The organism is Streptomyces sp. NPDC030838 (assembly GCF_055572035.1).
In genome coordinates, this window is sequence record NZ_JBVIED010000001.1 from 407,452 (window position 1) to 424,548 (window position 17,097).

Here is a 17,097-nt window from a genome sequence, read left to right on the forward strand (position 1 = left end):
CATGCCCGCTGGTTAGACTCGCTGGCATGTCTGGCCAGTCGCTGCTCGTACCAGGGGAGCTCTCTCCCACCCGTTCCGTACCCGGAAACATCCGCCGCCCCGAGTACGTCGGCAAGCCCGCGCCGACCCCGTACACCGGGCCGGAGGTGCAGACCCCGGAGACCATCGAGGCGATGCGGATCGCCGGCCGGATCGCCGCGCGGGCGATGGAGGAGGCCGCGAAGATCATCGCGCCGGGGGTCACCACGGACGAACTGGACAAGGTGGCGCACGAGTACCTGTGCGACCACGGCGCCTACCCCTCCACGCTCGGCTACCGCGGCTTCCCGAAGTCGCTGTGCACCTCGGTCAACGAGGTGATCTGCCACGGCATCCCCGACTCGACGGTGCTGCGGGACGGCGACATCGTCAACCTTGACGTGACCGCGTACATCGGCGGGGTGCACGGCGACAACAACGCCACGTACCTGGTGGGTGACGTGGACGAGGAGAGCCGGCTGCTGGTGGAGCGCACCCGGGAGGCGCTGAACCGGGCGATCAAGGCGGTCAAGCCGGGCCGGCAGATCAACGTCATCGGGCGGGTCATCGAGTCGTACGCCAAGCGGTTCGGGTACGGCGTGGTGCGGGACTTCACCGGGCACGGCATCAACTCGTCGTTCCACTCCGGGCTGATCATCCCGCACTACGACAGCCCGCACGCGACGACGGTGATCCAGCCGGGGATGACGTTCACGATCGAGCCGATGCTGACGCTCGGGACGCACGAGTACGACATGTGGGACGACGGCTGGACGGTGGTCACGAAGGACCGCAAGCGGACGGCGCAGTTCGAGCACACCCTGGCGGTGACGGAGACCGGGGCGGAGATTCTGACCCTGCCGTAGCCGCGCAACGCTCACGGGCCCGCTCTCTTCGGAGGGCGGGCCTTTTCGTGTGCGCGTTGGGGTGCGGCGGGTGAGGATGGGGGTAGAGAGTTACCGACAGGGCGTCGGCAAGACGTTGACTTAGGTAAGCCTAACCATAGAGAATCGGACCATGGACTCGTTCTCGACCCTCATCCGCACCGCGTCCCACGAGCAGCACGTGGAGGCGGAGACCTCGACTTTCATGAGCGACCTGCTCGGCGGCCGGCTCGGGGTCGACGCGTACGCGCGCTACACCGAGCAGCTGTGGTTCGTGTACGAGGCGCTGGAAGCCGGGGCGGAGCGGCTGGCGTCGGATCCGGTGGCGGGGCCGTTCATCCGGCCGGAGCTGTTCCGGTTGCCCGCGCTGGAACGGGACCTGGAGCATCTGCGGGGCCCCGGCTGGCGGGCCACGCTGAACGCGCTGCCCGCGACGCGGGTGTACGCGGACCGGGTGCGCGAGTGCGCCGAGCGGTGGCCCGCCGGGTACATCGCCCACCACTACACCCGGTACCTGGGCGACCTCTCCGGCGGGCAGATCATCCGCGACAAGGCGGAGAAGACCTGGGGCTTCGAGAAGAAGGGCGACGGCGTCCGCTTCTACGTCTTCGAGGAGATCCCCAACCCGGCCGCGTTCAAGCGGGGTTACCGGGAACTGCTGGACGCGGTGAACGCGGACGAGCTGGAGCGGCAGCGGATCGTGTCGGAGTGCAAGCGGGCGTTCGCGCTGAACACGGCGGTGTTCCGGGCCCTGGGCGAGGAGTTCCCGCTGAGCGCCTAGCGCTCGAGGAAGACGCGCCCTCCGATTTCCACCCAACCTCCCGGCTGCGGTGCCGTCAGGATCTGCGAGCCCGCGCCCTGTGTGATGTTGAGCGCGCGGCCCAACTGCTCCGTGAGCAGCAGTGCGGCCGCGCCCGTCGCCTCGTCCTCGTCGATGCCGTCGTCGCGGCCGGGGAAGGCGCGGGCGCGGACGCGGCCGGCGGACTCGTCCTCCCAGGCCCAGGCGTAGATCCACTCCCCCTTCGGCGGCACCGCGAGGTCATCGACCTCGGCGGCCGTGGCGTACCGGCGCAGCGTCCGCGGCGGTGCCCACTCCGCCCGCGCCTCGATCCAGCTGAACTCCCCGTCCTGCCGGGCCCCCACCACCCCGGCCGGCGTGACCAGTTCCGGCACATCCAGCAGCCAGGCGGTGCCGACGCAGGGGTGGCCGGCGAAGGGCAGCCGCAGGGTGGGCGTGTAGATGTCGACGACACCGCGCTCCGGGTCGTCGACGAAGACCGTCTCGCTGAAGCCGAGTTTCGCCGCGAACGCCTGCCGTTCGCTCTCCTCGGGCAGCACCGATCCGTCGCGGACGACCCCGAGTTCGTTGCCGTATCCGCCGTTCGCCGCGCAGAACACGCGCAGCACGTCGTAGTCAGTCACCGGGGAATTGAAACATCACCGGGCCACAGCGGGGTGCCGCCGCCGTCGTACGGCAGGGAGGCGAGGACGTCGCCGTGCTGGCGCTCCATGGCCGCTCGCTGCCGCTCCGGGCGGGCCGCCAGGCGTTCCCTGTCCCGCTCGTACGCCTGCGTCACCTCCTCGGCGGTGCGGCGCCAGGCCGCCTCGTCACGCAGCCGGACCAGCTCCACGGCCGTCGGCCGCATCCCCTCCGCGAGCGCGGCGACCGCCCGGTCGTGCCCGTCGAGGATGAGCCAGCCGTCGAGGAACGACACCCACCACAGCAGCACGGGCGCGAGGGTGCCCTCGCGGGCGTGCTTGCGGTACGCCTTGACGCGCGCCGCGTCCGGAGGCGACAGCGGACGCAGGGGCAGGATCCCGTGCCAGCCGCCGCCGCACAGCAGCTCCAGGCGGGCGTCGGGCCAGTCGCGGACGAAGTCCTCGTCCCAGATGCCGGGTGGGAACACGGGGCGCGCAGCGAGCTGCCAACGCCCGTCGTGCAGCGGGCTCTGGGCATCGTCTTCCAGCCACTCCGCGTACGGGTACGCCCAGTTGGTCCGCGAGCGTTGCAGGGCCGCGCTCAGGGGCGGCAGCGGGGAGCGGTAGCCGTCGAGGCGGTGCAGGACGAGGTCGCGGCAGCAGCCCTCGCCCTCGTAGCGGCCCGTCAGGACCGGACGGCCGCCCTGCCGGAGCAGGATGCGGCCGCCGCCGTCCGTCTCGAAGCGCAACGGGGGCGGGCCGGACCTGCCCTGGACGGTGAGGACCAGTCGGTCCGGCCCGAACGGCTCTCGGTGTGCCCTGTGCATGGGACCAGTCTCAGGGAGCCGCGCCCGCGTGCGACAGCGGTTTACGCCTCGGTACGGCGTCGGCGCACCGCCAGCACCACGCCCGCGCCCGCCGCCACGGCCACCGCGGCGGCGGTGCCGAGGGCGACGACCGGGACGTCGGAGCCGGTGGAGGCGAGGCCGCCTGTCACGCCGCCGGTGGTGGAGCCGGTGACCCCGCCGGCGGTGGAACCGGTCCCGCCGGTGCCCGCGGTGGCCGTGGGGGTGCCGACGCCGGAGCCGGGCAGGTCGGCGTCCTCGGTCAGGGCGAGGGACAGGTCCAGCGGGTCCAGCTCGGTCCCGGCGGTGTAGAAGCCGCCGAAGGCCTCGGCGCCCTCCTCGGTCAGCTCGGCGGCGACGTCGTTCAGGGTGAGGACGTCGTTCTTCGCGGCCAGCTCCTCCGAGTCGGCCGTGAGGTCGGCGAGGACCACGTCCTGGATCGTCTCGCCGAGGCTGGTGACGTCGGCGGTCAGCTCGCCGGCGCCGGCGTCGAGGGTGGCGGTGAGGTCGGTGAGGGTGAGGTCGAGGCCGTGCTCGCCGCCTTCCGGATGGCCCTTGAAGGTGACGGCGCCCTCGAACGCGGCGGTGAGGGTGTCGGCGGCGGTGTCGTACGTGCCCTTGCCGTCGACGAACGTGAACGCCCCGTTGCCCGCGGCCTGGGAGGCGCCGCCCGAGACGGTGATCTTCCCGTTGACCCCGTCCACGACGTAGGTGCGGAAGGACTTCTTCACGCCCCACGTCAGCCTGCCGTCCGCTATCTCCCCGTCGACCGGCGCCTCGGTGTCGGTCGACGACGGGGCGGGGCTGGTGGGGGCCGTGGCCGTCGGGGACGGGCTGCCGGTCGCGGACGGGGTCGGCGTCGCGGTGGCGGAGGGGGTGGCGGTCGGCGAGGCGGACTGCGTCGGGGTGGTGGTCGGCGAGGTGGTGGCGGTCGGGGACGGGGACGCGGTGGTCTTCTTCTCGACGACGGTCAGCGGGTCGCCCGCCGCGCCCTCGTAGCTCGCGCTGCCGAAGACGTCGGCGGCCTCCTTGGTCAGGGTGGTCTCCATGTCCGTCATCTCGCGCGTGACGGTGACCTCGGCGAGCGGCACGTCCTGCGTGGTGGTGCCGTCCTTGGTGACGTCGGCGGTGATCTCGGCGTCGCCGCTGTCGAAGCGCACGTCGGCGAGGGTGATGGCGAAGCCGTGCGGCTTGGACTCGATCTTCAGGCTGCCCTGGAAGCCGAGGTCGACGGTGTGCGCGGTCGAGTCGTGGGTGCCGGTGCCGTCGACGAAGGTGAACGCGCCGTTGTCCTTGGCCTGCGAGGCGCCGTCCCCGGGCGTGAAGCCGCCCGCCGCGAAGCCGGTGACGTAGGTGCGGTACGACTCCTTGATGCCCCAGGTCAGTTCGTAGCCCGACAGCGGCACTTCGGCGGCCGCGGCGGCCGGGGCGCCGACGGTGGCGAGCGCCGTGGCCCCCAGCGCGGCGGCCGTGGCGACGGCGGCGGCGAGGGCGGTGGTACGGCGGGGTCTGGTGGGCATGTGGGTGTGCTCCTCGGTGAGTTGGGAGATCAGTTGTCGTCGGCGGCCGTGATCGTATCGGGGCGGCGGCGCCCGCGCAGGACATAAGCGAGGGCCGCGGCGGCGACCAGCGGCGCCCCGGCGCCCAGGCCGATCGGCAGCAGCGGCGCCCGTGTCCTCCGCGGCGGCCGTGGGCCGTGCCCGCGGGGCCGCCGTCTTCCCGGCCGGACTGGCGCCCGGTGTCGCCGTCGCGCTGCCCAGGTCGGGCAGGTCGGGCAGGGCCGCGTCGTCGGTGAGAGCGCAATCGATCCGGACAGCAAGGTAAGGCTAACCTAAGCTTCACTGGATGATTCCGGAAGGTCCGGGGGCTCATCGGGCGCGAGAGGTGGCGCATGACCGTACTGGAGAAGACCCCCGCCGAGGACACGGCCACCGCCGAACCCCCGCCCCGCAGACGCCGTGGCGCCGCCTGGCTGCTGACCGCCGGGCTGGTCGTGGTGCTGCTCGTGCTGGTGCCGGTCGCCGGGGGCATCGGCGCCTATCCGATCCCGGTCGGGGACGTGCTCGGCTCCGTGCGGCACGGAATCGGGCTCGGCGGGAGCGAGTTGGACCGGGTCGCCGAGTCCGTGCTGTGGAACGTGCGGTTTCCGCGGATCGTGCTCGCGCTGCTCATCGGCGCCTCGCTGGGCTGCGCGGGCGCGCTGATGCAGGGCGTGTTCGGCAACCCGCTCGCCGAACCCGGCACCATCGGCGTCTCCCTGGGCGCGGCGGTCGGCGCGGTCGCCGCGATCTCGCTGGGCCTGGACTTCCTCGGCAACTGGACCCTCCCGGCGATGGCGTTCGTCGCCGGTCTGGTCACCGTGCTGCTGGTGTACGCGATGTCCCGCTCCGGCGGCCGGACCGAGGTCGTGACACTCATCCTCACCGGCATCGCGGTGAACGCCTTCGCCGGGGCGCTGGTCGGGCTGTTCATCTTCCTCGCCGACACCGCCGCGGTGAACCAGATCACCTTCTGGCAGCTCGGCTCCCTCGCCCAGGCCACCTGGCCCAAGGTGCTCGCCGTCCTGCCGTGCGCGGCGATCGGGCTCGCCGTCGCCCCGCTGTACGCCCGCCGTCTGGACCTGCTCGCGCTCGGCGACCGGCCCGCCCGCCACCTCGGTGTGGACGTGGAGCGGCTGCGGATCGTGCTCATCCTGGTCGTGGCGCTGCTGACGGCGGCCGCGGTCAGCGTCTCCGGTGTCATCGGCTTCGTCGGCCTCGTGGTTCCGCATCTGCTGCGGATGGCCGCCGGGCCCGGCCACCGCTTCCTCATCCCCGGCAGCGCGCTGGGCGGCGCGGTGGTGCTGCTCGCCGCCGATCTCGCGGCCCGCACCCTCGCCGCCCCCGCCGAACTGCCGCTCGGCGTCCTGACCGCCCTGGTGGGCAGCCCGTTCTTCTTCTGGCTGCTGCGCCGCACCCGACGCAAGCAAGGAGGCTGGGCCTGATGCCACTGCTGCGCACCCGGCGCCCCGCTCCCCCGCCCGCCCCGGCCGCGGGCGACGTCCTCGCCGAGACCGAGGCCCTGCACATCCGACTCGGCGCCCGGCAGGTGCTCCAGGGCGTCGACGTGACCGTCCGCGCCGGCGAGGTGCTGGCCCTGGTCGGCCCCAACGGGGCGGGCAAGTCCACCCTGCTCGGCGCCCTGGCCGCCGATCTCCCGGCCGCCGCGGGGGTCGTACGGATCCACGGCCGCCCGGCCGGCGACTGGTCCGCGCCCGAACTGGCGCTGCGCCGGGCGGTGTTGCCGCAGTCGGCGGCGCTGTCCTTCCCGTTCACGGTCGAGGAGGTGGTCCGGATGGGCCGGGCACCCTGGGCCGGGACTCCGCTGGAGGACCAGGACGACACCGCGGTGGCGCTGGCGATGGCCGCGACCGAGGTGACCGCCTTCGCCGTACGGCCGTTCTCCGCGCTGAGCGGCGGCGAGCGGGCCCGCGTCGCGCTCGCCCGGGTGCTCGCCCAGCGGGCCCCGCTGCTGCTCCTCGACGAGCCGACCGCCGCGCTCGACCTGAAACACCAGGAACTGGTCCTGCGGCTGTGCCGGGAGCGGGCGGCGGCCGGGGACGCGGTGGTCGTCGTCCTGCACGACCTGGGACTCGCGGCGGCCTACGCACACCGGGTCGCCGTACTCCGGGCGGGCCGGGTGGCGGCCGACGGCCCGCCGGCCGGGATCTTCTCCGACGGGCTCCTGTCGGAGGTCTACGACCAGCCGGTGGAGGTGCTGCCTCATCCACGCACGGGGGCGGTGCTGGTGACTCCACGCCGGGACCCCGAACCCGGCACCGAACCCGCCCCGGTATGGTTCGCCTCCGGGAAGGGGAAGGTGAATGAGCCCGATGACAAGGGATCACAGGCGTAACCGCATCGCCCTCACAGTGGCAACGCTCTCGTTGACGGCGAGCGGGTGTGTCGTGGTGCACGGAGAGCGCGAGGTGCTGCCCGCGACCACCCGCGCCGAGGCCGCGAAGGCGCTGGAGGAGTTCACGGCCGCGTACAACAAGGCCGACAAGGACTACGACAGCTCCCTCGACGCCGAGTACGTCACCGGCCCGCTGGCCGACATCGACGGCGCCCGGCTGAAGGCGGGCCGGGCGAACAACCCGGCCGGCAACCCGGATCACAGTCCGCTGGAGTTCTCGGACGCCGAGTACACCATTCCCAAGAAGGCCGGCTGGCCGCGCTGGTTCCTCGCCGACGCCAAGGGGAACAAGGGCGGCGAGGCGCGCTGGCTGATGATCTTCACCCGCGACTCCCTCGACGCCCGGTGGGAGGTGTCGTATCTGACGCTGGTCGCGCCCGACGCCGTACCGGAGTTCAAGAAGGACAAGGACGGCTGGGCCGAGGCCGTGCCCGCGAACTCGCCCGAACTGACCGTCTCTCCGGGCGCCTTGAGCAAGGCGTACACCACCTACCTCAAGGAGAACGGCTCGGACTTCGCGCCCGGCACGCACACCAGCCAGTGGCGGACCAAGCGGCAGAAGGAGGCGCGCAAGCCGGGCCTGGCGACCCAGTACATCGACACGCCGCTGACCGAGGGCGAGTACGCCCCGGTGGCGCTGCGCACGAAGGACGGCGGGGCGCTGGTGTTCTTCACCACCCGCCACTGGATGAAGCAGACCGCGCACGCGGGTTCCGCCGTGCCGACGCCGGACAAGGACGTACTGGCGCTGACGACCGGCGAGATCAAGCAGTCGCTGACGATGGAGTTCGTCTCCAACGAGGTGGCCCTCGACCCGAAGAAGGGCACCGGGGGGCAGGTGTCCGTGCTGGGGCGGATCCAGGGGATGACCTGGGCGAAGGGCGAGTAACGCCTGCCCGGTCAGTGCCGGAGGGGCCAGGCCGCGCCTGCGTGGTCCGGCTCCTCCCCGGCGTACCGGGCGCAGGCGTCGGTGAGGTGTTCCAGCAGGGTCAGCGGGTCGGGCAGCGCGTGCTCCGGGCCGCGTACCCAGTGCACGGTCTGGTCGTCGCCGGGGAGTTGCGCGGGCGGGACGAGGACGTAGGAGCCGCGGCAGTGCCAACGCAGGCCCGGATGCTCGTCCATGGTCTCGGGGTGGCAGTCCAGCTCGCACGGCCACCACTCGTCCTCGTCCTCGGGGGTGCCCCGGGTGAGGGTGAAGAACAGCATCCGGCCGTCGTCGCTCTCCGCGACCGGGCCGACGTCGATCCCGGCGGCGAGCAGCCCCTGGAGCGCTTCCCGGCCGGCCTCCAGCGGCACGTCGAGGACGTCGTGCACCATGCCGGTCGCGGTGATGAAGTTGGCCTGCGGCTGATGGCGGGCCCAGCGTTCGATCTGGGCACGGTCGGTGGTGGACTGCGTCTGCCAGGCGAAGGACACCGGGTGCCGGGCGGGGGTCGGACAGCCGACCCGGTCGCAGGAGCACCGGTAGCCGGGCGCCGGGTGCGCGGCGGGCGCCAGCGGCAGCCCCGCTGCGGCGGCGGCGAGCAGCTGGGCCTCACGGCCGCCGTCGTCGGCGGCTTCCGTGCGGCTGCCTCCGCGCAGCCACTGGGAGAGTTTGCCCCGCAGGCCGGTCCGGCCGCCGAACTCCGCGCTCATCTATCCCCTCGCCTCGCTGTCGTGCGGAACAGCATGCCCTATGGTCCCACCATCCTGCGCTCCGGGGGGCCTAAGTCCCCAACCGGGGTAGGCGGGACGAGACGTACTCCACACCGGGATGGGCCGGGATCAGGACCCATCGGAGGCTTTGCCGGGATTTACGGGCCTTACAGGTGTTACGCGCGGGCCGGCCGGCGCCGGGCGGGGGCCGCTCAGCGGGGGGCGAGGCCGTAGAGGGCGTAGTCGACGAGGGTGTCGGTGTACTCGTGCGAGATCGGGGCCGTGCGCTGGAGCCAGCGCTGGGCGAGCGGGGAGACGAACAACTCCAGGGCGATGCGCGGGTCGACGTCCGGGCGGACCTGTCCGGCGTCCTGGGCGGCGCGCAGCCGGTCGACGTAGAGCTGGAGCGAGGGTTCGAGCAGGCGGGCCACGACGGCGCGGCCCATCTCCTCGTTGACGACGCCCTCGGCGGCGAGGGCGCGGGAGGGCACCTCGAAGCGCGGGTCGAGCAGTTCGTCGACGGTGGCGCGCAGGACCAGCTTGAGGTCGGCGGCGAGGTCGCCGGTGTCCGGGAGGGCGTGCTCGCCGGGCTCGCCGCCGGCCTGCTCGTTGGCCTGCTCGGCGAGGTCGAGGAAGGCCTCCATGAGGACGTCGGCCTTGGACGACCACCAGCGGTAGATCGTCTGCTTGCCGACACCGGCGCGGGCCGCGATGCCCTCGATGGTGGTCTTGGGGTAGCCGACCTCGCCGACCAGGGCGAGGGCGGCGTCGTAGATGGCGCGGCGGGACTTCTCGCTGCGGCGGGTGGCGTCGGGGGCGGGTTTCCGGGTGCTCGGGGACATGGCGTGAATCTATCAGGTTGACAAGACGGCACGTCTCGCCTCACTCTGGAGAGGCAATGACGAGACGAGACGTCTCGTCGCGAAGAGATTCCACGAGGAGGCACACCCATGACCCGAGGCGGAGCCGGAAACATGCTGGGCGTCGGCGGGACGCGGCAGAAGCTCGGCCGCAAGGCCCTGCGGGGCGGCGGCAGGAGCGGCGGGATCGGCGGCGGCCAGGACGCGCAGGCGCAGAAGCGGGAGCTGCTGCGCCGGTTGCAGGAGCAGAGTCAGGAGAGAGGGAAGTGATTCAGTCCAGGCCGTCGGTGTCCCGCGCCGGCGGCCACGCGTCGCCCCAGTCGGCGTCGCGGGCGGCGCGGTAGTCGGCGCCATGGCGCTTGGTGACCGTCGTACGGCTCAGCCGCTCGTCGGCCTCGCACAGGTCGAGGAGGACCTGGCCCTTGCGGATCTGCGGCTTGCGGACGACGCGGGAGGGGGCCGGGGCGACGGGGAAGCGGGCGGCGGCGACGTAGCTGAACTTCTCGTCCTCGTAGGCGAGGGAGCCGCCCTTGACCTGGCGGTGCAGGGAGGAACGGCTGACCCGGGCCGAGAAGTGGCACCAGTCGGTGCCGGGGACGATGGGGCAGGCGGCGCTGTGCGGGCAGGGCGCGGCGATGTGGAAGCCGGCGGCGACGAGGCGGTCGCGGGCGGCGAGCATCCGGGCGTAGCCGTCGGGGGTGCCGGCCTCGACGATGACGACGGCCTGCGCGGCCTCGGCGGCGGCGTCGACGAGGGCGGCGCGGTCGGGCTCGGACAGCTCGTTGAGGACGTACGAGACGGTGACGAGATCAGTGCTCTCGAGTGTGAGCGCCGCTCCGATCCGAGAGCGCTGCCAGCGGGCGTCCCGCAGGTCCGGGTTCGCGGCGGCGATCTCCCGGCCGAGGGCGAGCGCGGGCTCGGCCCAGTCCAGCACGGTGACGGGCCGGACGCCGGGCCAGGTCGCGGCGACCGCCCAGGTCGCGGCGCCGGTGCCGCCGCCGACGTCGGTGTGGCTGCCGGGCACCCACCCGGGCACCGCGTCGGCGAACGCCCCGAGCGCCGACCGCACCGCCTCGAACGTGGCCGGCATCCGGTACGCCGCGTACGCCGCCACATCCGCCCGGTCCCGCAGGATGGGCGCGTCGGTCGGCGTGGCGCCCCGGTAGTTGGCGATCAGCCGCTCCACGGCCTGCGCGGCCTGCTTGGGCGGCAGCCCGTCGAGCAGCCCGGCGAGCGCAGCACGCAGGGTGTCGGCGGGGGCGGAGAGGGAGGTGGGGGCGGGGGCGTTCACCCTGCGATTCTCTCAGGTCGGCGACGGTCTACGACCGTCATGTCCCCCGCACCGCCCGCGCCACCCGGGTCCCCGCCGCCGCCCTCGGCCTGCTGTCCGGGCTTCTGCGCCGGGGATGGACCGCGTTCGCCAGCAGGACCAGGAAGGTGTCCGTCGCCGGGTCCAGGACCAGGGACGTGCCGGTGAAGCCGGTGTGGCCGGCCGCGCCCCGGCCCGCCAGGGCGCCCATGAACCACGGCTGGTCCAGGGCGAAGCCGAGGCCGGGCGGCGTCAGCAGCAGCTCCACGAAGTCCGGCCCCAGGATGCGCGCGGGACCGTATGCGCCGCCCGCGAGCAGCGCACGGCAGAACACCGCGAGGTCCCGCCCGGTGGAGAAGAGCCCGGCGTGCCCGGCCACCCCGCCGAGCGCCCAGGCGTTCTCGTCGTGCACGACGCCCCGCAGCATGCCCCGGTCCGCCCTCGCCCACGGCCGCCGCTGGTCCTCGGTGGCCGCCGCGCCGGGGCAGGGCCCGAAGCGGGTGGCCGTCATGCCGAGCGGGCGGGTGATGCCGTCCCGGATCAGGGTGTCCAGCGGCCGCCCGGTGATGCGTTCGAGAACGTGCTGGAGCAGCAGCATGTTCAGGTCCGAGTAACGGTGCACGCCCGGCTCCCCGGTGGGCGGCTCGGCGCGCAGCAGGGCCAGCCGTTCGGCGTCGTCGGCGCAGTCGTACAGCGGGAGTTCGGGCCGCAGCCCGGAGGTGTGGGTGAGCAGCTGCCGTACGGTGACGCCGTGCCGGGCCGCCGCGCGGAACTCCGGGAGGTACGCGCCGACCTGGGCGTCGATGCCGAGGGTGCCCCGCTCGATCTGCTGGACCGCCGCGACCGACGTGAACAGCTTGGTCAGCGAGGCCAGGTCGAACGGGGTGTCGACGGTCATCGCCACCCGGGCCGCCTCGGGCAGCTCCACTCCGGCGTCGCGCTGCGGGTCGTACGCCGCGTAGCGCACGGCCCAGCCCGCCGCCTCCGCCACCGCGACCACCGGCCCGCGCCCGGCGACCACGACCGCGCCGGCCGCCCAGGGGCGGTCCCCGGTGGTGAGGTCGTGGACCTCGCGGACGAGGTGGCCGAGTTCGCCGGGGTCGAGCCCGGCCCGTTCGGGTGTGCCGCTGCGCAGTTTCGGCGTGCTCAGCTCTCCTCCCCCTCCGTGCTCGGGTCCTCGGCCCTCTCCGCACTCGGACGCCCGGTCCAAGGGCGGCACAGGGCCAGGAAGCAGACCACCGCCACCAGCGCCGCCGCCAGCTGGACGACCGCCATCGGCACGGCGGTGTCCTCCCCGGCGATGCCGACCAGCGGGGAGGCGATCGCGCCGATGAGGAAGGAGGACGTACCGAGCAGGGCGGAGGCGGAGCCGGCCGCGTGCCTGGTGCGCAGCAGGGCGAGGGACTGGGTGTTGGGCAGCGTGATGCCCATCGCGGACATCAGCACGAACAGCGCGGCGGCCACCGGCGCGAGGCCGACCTCGCCGAAGACGCCGAGCGACATCAGCAGCAGCGCGGTCGCGGCCAGCACCACGATCGTCAGGCCGACGGCGAGTACCCGGTCCAGCCGGACCCGCCCGATCAGCACCTTGCCGTTGATCTGCCCGGCGACGACCAGGCCGACCGAGTTCAGGCCGAACAGCAGGCTGAAGGTCTGCGGGGAGGCGCCGTAGATCTCCTGGATGACGAACGGCGAGGCGGAGATGTAGGCGAACAGCGCGGCGAAGGCGAAGCCGCCCGCGAGCATGTAGCCGGTGAAGGGCAGGTCGGTCAGGAGGCCGCGCATCGAGCGCAGCGCCTCGCCGACCCCGCCCTCGTGCCGGTCGGCGGGCGGCAGCGTCTCGGGGAGCTTCGCCCACACCACCCCGGCGAGCAGCACCCCGAGGGCGGCGAGGACGACGAACACGCCCCGCCAGTCCGTGATGCGCAGGATCTGCCCGCCGATCAGCGGGGCGACGATCGGGGCGGCCCCGGAGATCAGCATGAGGGTGGAGAAGAAGCGGGCCATCTCCACGCCGTCGTAGAGGTCGCGCACGATGGCCCGGGCGATGACGATTCCGGCGGCGCCCGCGAGGCCCTGCGCCAGCCGGAAGGCGACCAGGGCTTCGACGGTGGGCGCGAGCGCGCACAGGACGGTGGCGACGACGTACACGGCGAGGCCGACGAGCAGCGGGCGGCGGCGCCCCCAGCGGTCGCTCATCGGGCCGACCACCAGCTGCCCGAGCGCCATGCCGGCCAGGCAGGCGGTGAGGGTGAGCTGGACGGTCGCGGCGGGGGCGTGCAGGGAGCGGGTGACCTCCGGGAGCGCGGGGAGGTACATGTCCATCGCCAGCGGGGGCGTGGCGGTCAGTCCGCCGAGGACCAGGGTGAGCAGCAGTCCGGCGGCGCGTTGCGCACGGAGGGGCGGCCGCGCCTTCGGTGCGGCCGCCTGCGACAGTTCCGGTATGGATGCCCCGCCTTCGGGCATGTGGCCCCTCCCTTTCTCCGCGGTCCGGTCCCTATGCTCTCAGCTCGAACAGAGTGCCTGGTGTTACTGAGACGAGCGTGGGGCGGGGAATGACGGCGGACAGCGTGCGGTGGGGGATCCTGGCGACCGGCGGGATCGCCGCCGCGTTCACGGCGGATCTGGTCGATCTGCCGGACGCGGAGGTGGTGGCGGTGGCGTCGCGGACCGAGGCGTCGGCGAAGGCGTTCGCGGAGCGGTTCGGGATCGACCGGGCGTACGGCGAATGGGAGGCGCTGGCGCGGGACGCGGACGTGGATGTCGTCTACGTCGCCACTCCGCACGCGGCGCACCGGGCGGCGGCCGGGCTGTGTCTGGCGGCGGGGCGGAACGTGCTGCTGGAGAAGCCGTTCACGCTGAACGTGCGCGAGGCCGGGGAACTGGTGACGCTGGCGCGGGAGCACGGGCGCTTCCTGATGGAGGCCATGTGGATGTACTGCAGCCCGCTGATGCGGCGGCTGAAGGCGCTGGTGGACGACGGGGCGGTCGGCGAGGTGCGCAGTGTGCAGGCGGACTTCGGGCTCGCGGGGCCGTTCCCGCCCTCGCACCGGCTGCGGGATCCGTTGCAGGGCGGGGGCGCGCTGCTGGACTTGGGGGTGTACCCGGTCTCGTTCGCGCATCTGCTGCTGGGTGAGCCGGCGGGGATCGCGGCGAGTGCGGTGCTCTCGGAGGAGGGCGTCGATCTCCAGACGGGGGCGGTGCTCTCCTATGAGAGCGGCGCTCTCGCCTCGGTGCACTGCTCCATCGTGGGCGGTACGCCGGTGGCGGCGTCGGTCACCGGCTCCCAGGGCCGTATCGACATCCCGTACGGCTTCTTCCACCCGGAGCGGTTCGTGCTGCACCGCGCGGGGCGCGAGCCGGAGGAGTTCGTCCACGACCCGGCCGACGCCCCGCACAACAGCCTCAAGCACGAGGCCCGCGAGGTGATGCGGGCCCTGCGCGCCGGCGAGACCGAGTCCCCGCTGGTCCCGCTCGACGGCACGCTCGCCGTGATGCGGACGCTCGACGCGATCCGGGACCGCGTCGGCGTCCGCTACCCGGGGGAGGCCCCCTACGGCGACCCCGACGAGGACCCCACCGCACAGCTCACGCCGGCGTGAGCCCCGGCTCGCCCACTCGGGTCACGAAGGACGCGGCCGTCGTGACCGGCGCCCCGGGCGTCGTCACGTACGGCACGGTCCGGAAGTCGGCCCGCGCCTGCTCGCGGCCGAGCGCGACCGCCACATAGCCGCGCCGCCCGTTGTAGAACCTCAGGTGCGGGTTGGCCCGCATGTAGGTGTCCCAGTTGGCGGGCCGGTCGGCGCCGTCGCGGCCGCTGGCGATGGAGGTGGCGACGATCTCCGTGCCCAGCGTGCGGGAGCCCGGGTCGTCGAAGTTCTCCTTGATGTCGAAGCCGTAACCGACGTGCACGTCGCCGGTGAGCACCATCAGGTTCTCGACGCCGGCCGCCCGCGCGCCGTCCAGCACCCGGCGGCGCGAGGCGCGGTAGCCGTCCCAGGCGTCCATCGACACCCGCGACGGCTCCGTCAGGTCGAACTTCCGCTGGGAGAAGACGACCTGCTGCGGTACGACGTTCCACAGCGCCCGGGAGCGCTGCCAGCCGTCGAGCAGCCACCGCTCCTGGGTCTCGCCGGTCATGGTGCGCGCCGGGTCGTCGACCTCGGGCCCGGGGACGCGGGCTCCGTCGCCGTAGGCCTGGTTGGTGCGGTACTGGCGGGTGTCGAGGATGTCGAACTGGGCGAGGTCGCCCCAGAGCAGGCGGCGGTAGAGCCGCATGTCGGGGCCCTCGGGCCGCTGGGGGCGGCGCAGTGGCTGGTTTTCCCAGTAGGCGCGGTAGGCGGCGGCCCGGCGCAGCAGGAACTCCTCCGGCGGGACGTCGTTCTCGGGGGTGTCGCCGGCGTAGTTGTTCTCGGTCTCGTGGTCGTCCCAGGTGACGACGAAGGGGTGCGCGGCGTGCGCGGCGCGCAGGTCGGGGTCGGTCTTGTAGAGGGCGTACCGCAGGCGATAGTCCTCCAGGGTGACGGTCTCGCGGTTGAAGTGGGCCGGGAGGACGCGGTCGGTGTACCGGCGCTGGCCGCCCGCGGAGTTGACGGCGTACTCGTACAGGTAGTCCCCGAGGTGGAAGACGACGTCGACGTCGTCCTGGGCGAGATGGCCGTACGCCGTGAAGTAGCCGTCGTGGTAGGCCTGGCAGGAGACGGCGGCCAGGCGGAGCGCGGCGGCCCGCTCTCCGGTCGCGGGCGCGGTGCGGGTGCGGCCGGTCTCGCTGATCCAGTCGCCGACGCGGAAGCGGTAGTAGTAGACGCGGCCGGAGGCGAGGTGGGCGGCCTCGACGTGCACGGTGTGGTGGAACTCGGGGTGGGCGTGGGCGGCGCCGCGTCTGACGATCCGGCGGAAGCCCTCGTCGTGGGCGAGTTCCCAGTGCACGGTGACGCGTTCGGCCGGGAGGCCGCCGTCGGGCTGGTAGGGGGCGGGGGCGAGGCGGGTCCACAGCAGGACCGAGCCGGGCAGCGGGTCGCCGGAGGCGACGCCGAGGGTGAAGGGGTTGTCGGTGATGCGCGCGGCGTCGAGTTCGGCGGCGCTCGCGGTGCCGGCGGCCGGGAGGCCCACGGCGAAGGCGAGGGCGGCGGCCGCTCCGGTGCCGGTGAGGAAGCGCCGCCGTCCGATGTGGCGGGCGGCGGCGCGGAGTTCGGGGGCGTGCTGCGGCCGAGGGGCTGCGTGAGTCATCCGGTCCTCCCCTGACGAATGGATGCGTCAGGCATTGGAGTGGCCGGGGACGACTCCCGATAGGCGCGTACAGGACAACCAGATGGCGGACGAATGAGTTCCGCATGGCGGACCCTCCCGTACGCTGCGGGCCCATGAACGAGAAGCGAACGGAGAGCCGGTCGGAGAGCCGGTCGAGGATCGCCGTGGTGACCGGCGCGGGCTCGGGCATCGGGCGCGCGGTCGCCGTGGAGCTGCTGCGCGCGGGCTGGTCGGTGGCGCTGGCGGGCCGGCGCGCGGAGACCCTGGAGGAGACGGCGGCGCTGGTGCCCGAGGGTGCCTCGCTCACCGTACGGACGGACGTGTCACGCCCCGAGGACGTGGCCGCGCTGTTCTCGGCCACGGTCGAGCGGTTCGGCCGGGTGGACCTGCTGTTCAACAACGCGGGGACGTTCGGGCCGGGCGGGGTGCCCGTCGAGGAGCTGTCGTACGACGCCTGGCGGCATGTGGTGGACACCAACCTCAACGGGGCGTTCCTGTGCGCGCAGGCGGCGTACCGGCAGATGAAGGAGCAGGACCCGCAGGGCGGCCGGATCATCAACAACGGCTCGATCTCGGCGCACACCCCCCGCCCGCACTCGGTCGCCTACACGGCCACCAAGCACGCGCTGACGGGCCTGACCAAGTCGCTGTCCCTGGACGGGCGGCCGTACAACATCGCGGTCGGCCAGATCGACATCGGCAACGCGGCCACCGACATGACGGCCCGGATGCAGACGGGGGCGCTCCAGGCGGACGGGCGGATCGTGCCCGAGCCCGTCATGGACGTGGCCGATGTGGCGCGCACCGTGCGGCACATGGCGGAGCTGCCGCTGGAGGCGAATGTGCAGTTCGCGACGGTGCTGGCGACGGCGATGCCGTACGTGGGCCGCGGCTGACCCGTGGCCGGGTCGAGCTGCACAAGC

Annotated in this window: 17 protein-coding genes; 8 read left to right on the top strand and 9 right to left on the bottom strand. The window is 73.3% G+C overall.

The genetic code is table 11. From position 1 onward, the window contains the following. Window positions 1–26 precede the first annotated feature (26 nt). Together map and ACZ42A_RS01815 are read left to right on the top strand one after the other, a co-directional pair. Window positions 27–884, top strand: a complete 858-nt coding sequence (map, locus tag ACZ42A_RS01810; protein WP_468525141.1) for a type I methionyl aminopeptidase — start codon at window positions 27–29, stop codon at window positions 882–884. Between the two features lie 151 nt (window positions 885–1,035). Further along, window positions 1,036–1,683, top strand: coding sequence for a biliverdin-producing heme oxygenase (locus ACZ42A_RS01815; protein WP_468525142.1), 648 nt, complete (start codon window positions 1,036–1,038; stop codon window positions 1,681–1,683). Here the strand turns inward: ACZ42A_RS01815 and ACZ42A_RS01820 are convergent. The 3 genes from ACZ42A_RS01820 to ACZ42A_RS01830 are packed head-to-tail and all read right to left on the bottom strand — an operon-like array spanning window position 1,680 to window position 4,686. Next, on the bottom strand, window positions 1,680–2,324 hold the full coding sequence (locus ACZ42A_RS01820) for a PhzF family phenazine biosynthesis protein (protein WP_468525143.1): 645 nt from the start codon (window positions 2,322–2,324) through the stop codon (window positions 1,680–1,682). The genes ACZ42A_RS01815 and ACZ42A_RS01820 overlap by 4 nt on opposite strands. Beyond that, the gene (locus tag ACZ42A_RS01825; RefSeq protein ID WP_468525144.1) at window positions 2,321–3,148 is read right to left on the bottom strand and encodes a hypothetical protein; all 828 of its coding nucleotides are present in this window, start codon (window positions 3,146–3,148) and stop codon (window positions 2,321–2,323) included. Before ACZ42A_RS01825 ends, ACZ42A_RS01820 begins: the two co-directional genes overlap by 4 nt. A gap of 41 nt (window positions 3,149–3,189) precedes the next feature. Next, window positions 3,190–4,686, bottom strand: a complete 1,497-nt coding sequence (locus tag ACZ42A_RS01830; RefSeq protein WP_468525145.1) for an HtaA domain-containing protein — start codon at window positions 4,684–4,686, stop codon at window positions 3,190–3,192. A 371-nt stretch (window positions 4,687–5,057) separates the two neighbouring features. Here ACZ42A_RS01830 and ACZ42A_RS01835 point away from each other — a divergent pair, with 371 nt between their 5' ends. From ACZ42A_RS01835 to ACZ42A_RS01845, 3 genes are read left to right on the top strand one after another with little or no spacing between them, the layout of a single operon-like run. Beyond that, window positions 5,058–6,149 carry a FecCD family ABC transporter permease gene (locus ACZ42A_RS01835; RefSeq protein WP_468525146.1) on the top strand — a complete coding sequence of 364 codons (1,092 nt, stop codon included), beginning with the start codon at window positions 5,058–5,060 and terminating at the stop codon, window positions 6,147–6,149. Next, complete coding sequence (locus tag ACZ42A_RS01840) at window positions 6,149–7,060, top strand: heme ABC transporter ATP-binding protein (protein WP_468525147.1); 912 nt, start codon at window positions 6,149–6,151, stop codon at window positions 7,058–7,060. The genes ACZ42A_RS01835 and ACZ42A_RS01840 overlap by 1 nt, the downstream gene beginning before the upstream one ends. After that, window positions 7,038–8,009 carry an SCO2278 family lipoprotein gene (locus ACZ42A_RS01845; RefSeq protein ID WP_468525148.1) on the top strand — a complete coding sequence of 324 codons (972 nt, stop codon included), beginning with the start codon at window positions 7,038–7,040 and terminating at the stop codon, window positions 8,007–8,009. Before ACZ42A_RS01840 ends, ACZ42A_RS01845 begins: the two co-directional genes overlap by 23 nt. Window positions 8,010–8,020: 11 nt before the next feature. On the opposite strand, the gene ACZ42A_RS01850 is transcribed toward ACZ42A_RS01845, so the two are convergent. Further along, window positions 8,021–8,755 carry a bifunctional DNA primase/polymerase gene (locus ACZ42A_RS01850; RefSeq protein WP_468525149.1) on the bottom strand — a complete coding sequence of 245 codons (735 nt, stop codon included), beginning with the start codon at window positions 8,753–8,755 and terminating at the stop codon, window positions 8,021–8,023. Window positions 8,756–8,967: 212 nt separating this feature from the next. Then, window positions 8,968–9,597, bottom strand: a complete 630-nt coding sequence (locus ACZ42A_RS01855) for a TetR/AcrR family transcriptional regulator (protein ID WP_468525150.1) — start codon at window positions 9,595–9,597, stop codon at window positions 8,968–8,970. A gap of 108 nt (window positions 9,598–9,705) precedes the next feature. On the opposite strand from ACZ42A_RS01855, the gene ACZ42A_RS01860 reads away from it, so the two are divergent. Further along, window positions 9,706–9,885, top strand: coding sequence for a DUF6243 family protein (locus ACZ42A_RS01860; protein WP_468525151.1), 180 nt, complete (start codon window positions 9,706–9,708; stop codon window positions 9,883–9,885). A 1-nt stretch (window position 9,886) separates the two neighbouring features. Here ACZ42A_RS01860 and ACZ42A_RS01865 read toward each other — a convergent pair whose 3' ends face one another. The 3 genes from ACZ42A_RS01865 to ACZ42A_RS01875 are packed head-to-tail and all read right to left on the bottom strand — an operon-like array spanning window position 9,887 to window position 13,390. Beyond that, window positions 9,887–10,906, bottom strand: a complete 1,020-nt coding sequence (locus ACZ42A_RS01865) for a small ribosomal subunit Rsm22 family protein (protein ID WP_468525152.1) — start codon at window positions 10,904–10,906, stop codon at window positions 9,887–9,889. Window positions 10,907–10,943: 37 nt separating this feature from the next. Further along, window positions 10,944–12,143: a serine hydrolase domain-containing protein gene (locus ACZ42A_RS01870; protein WP_468525153.1), complete on the bottom strand. Its 1,200-nt coding sequence runs from the start codon at window positions 12,141–12,143 to the stop codon at window positions 10,944–10,946. Then, on the bottom strand, window positions 12,071–13,390 hold the full coding sequence (locus ACZ42A_RS01875) for a multidrug effflux MFS transporter (RefSeq protein ID WP_468525154.1): 1,320 nt from the start codon (window positions 13,388–13,390) through the stop codon (window positions 12,071–12,073). The genes ACZ42A_RS01870 and ACZ42A_RS01875 overlap by 73 nt, the downstream gene beginning before the upstream one ends. 89 nt (window positions 13,391–13,479) lie before the next feature. Between ACZ42A_RS01875 and ACZ42A_RS01880 the strand changes: the two genes are divergently transcribed. Next, complete coding sequence (locus ACZ42A_RS01880; RefSeq protein ID WP_468525155.1) at window positions 13,480–14,526, top strand: Gfo/Idh/MocA family protein; 1,047 nt, start codon at window positions 13,480–13,482, stop codon at window positions 14,524–14,526. Here the strand turns inward: ACZ42A_RS01880 and ACZ42A_RS01885 are convergent. Further along, complete coding sequence (locus ACZ42A_RS01885; RefSeq protein ID WP_468525156.1) at window positions 14,513–16,153, bottom strand: alkaline phosphatase D family protein; 1,641 nt, start codon at window positions 16,151–16,153, stop codon at window positions 14,513–14,515. The genes ACZ42A_RS01880 and ACZ42A_RS01885 overlap by 14 nt on opposite strands. A gap of 134 nt (window positions 16,154–16,287) precedes the next feature. Between ACZ42A_RS01885 and ACZ42A_RS01890 the strand changes: the two genes are divergently transcribed. Then, window positions 16,288–17,070 carry an SDR family oxidoreductase gene (locus ACZ42A_RS01890; RefSeq protein ID WP_468525157.1) on the top strand — a complete coding sequence of 261 codons (783 nt, stop codon included), beginning with the start codon at window positions 16,288–16,290 and terminating at the stop codon, window positions 17,068–17,070. Window positions 17,071–17,097 lie beyond the last annotated feature (27 nt).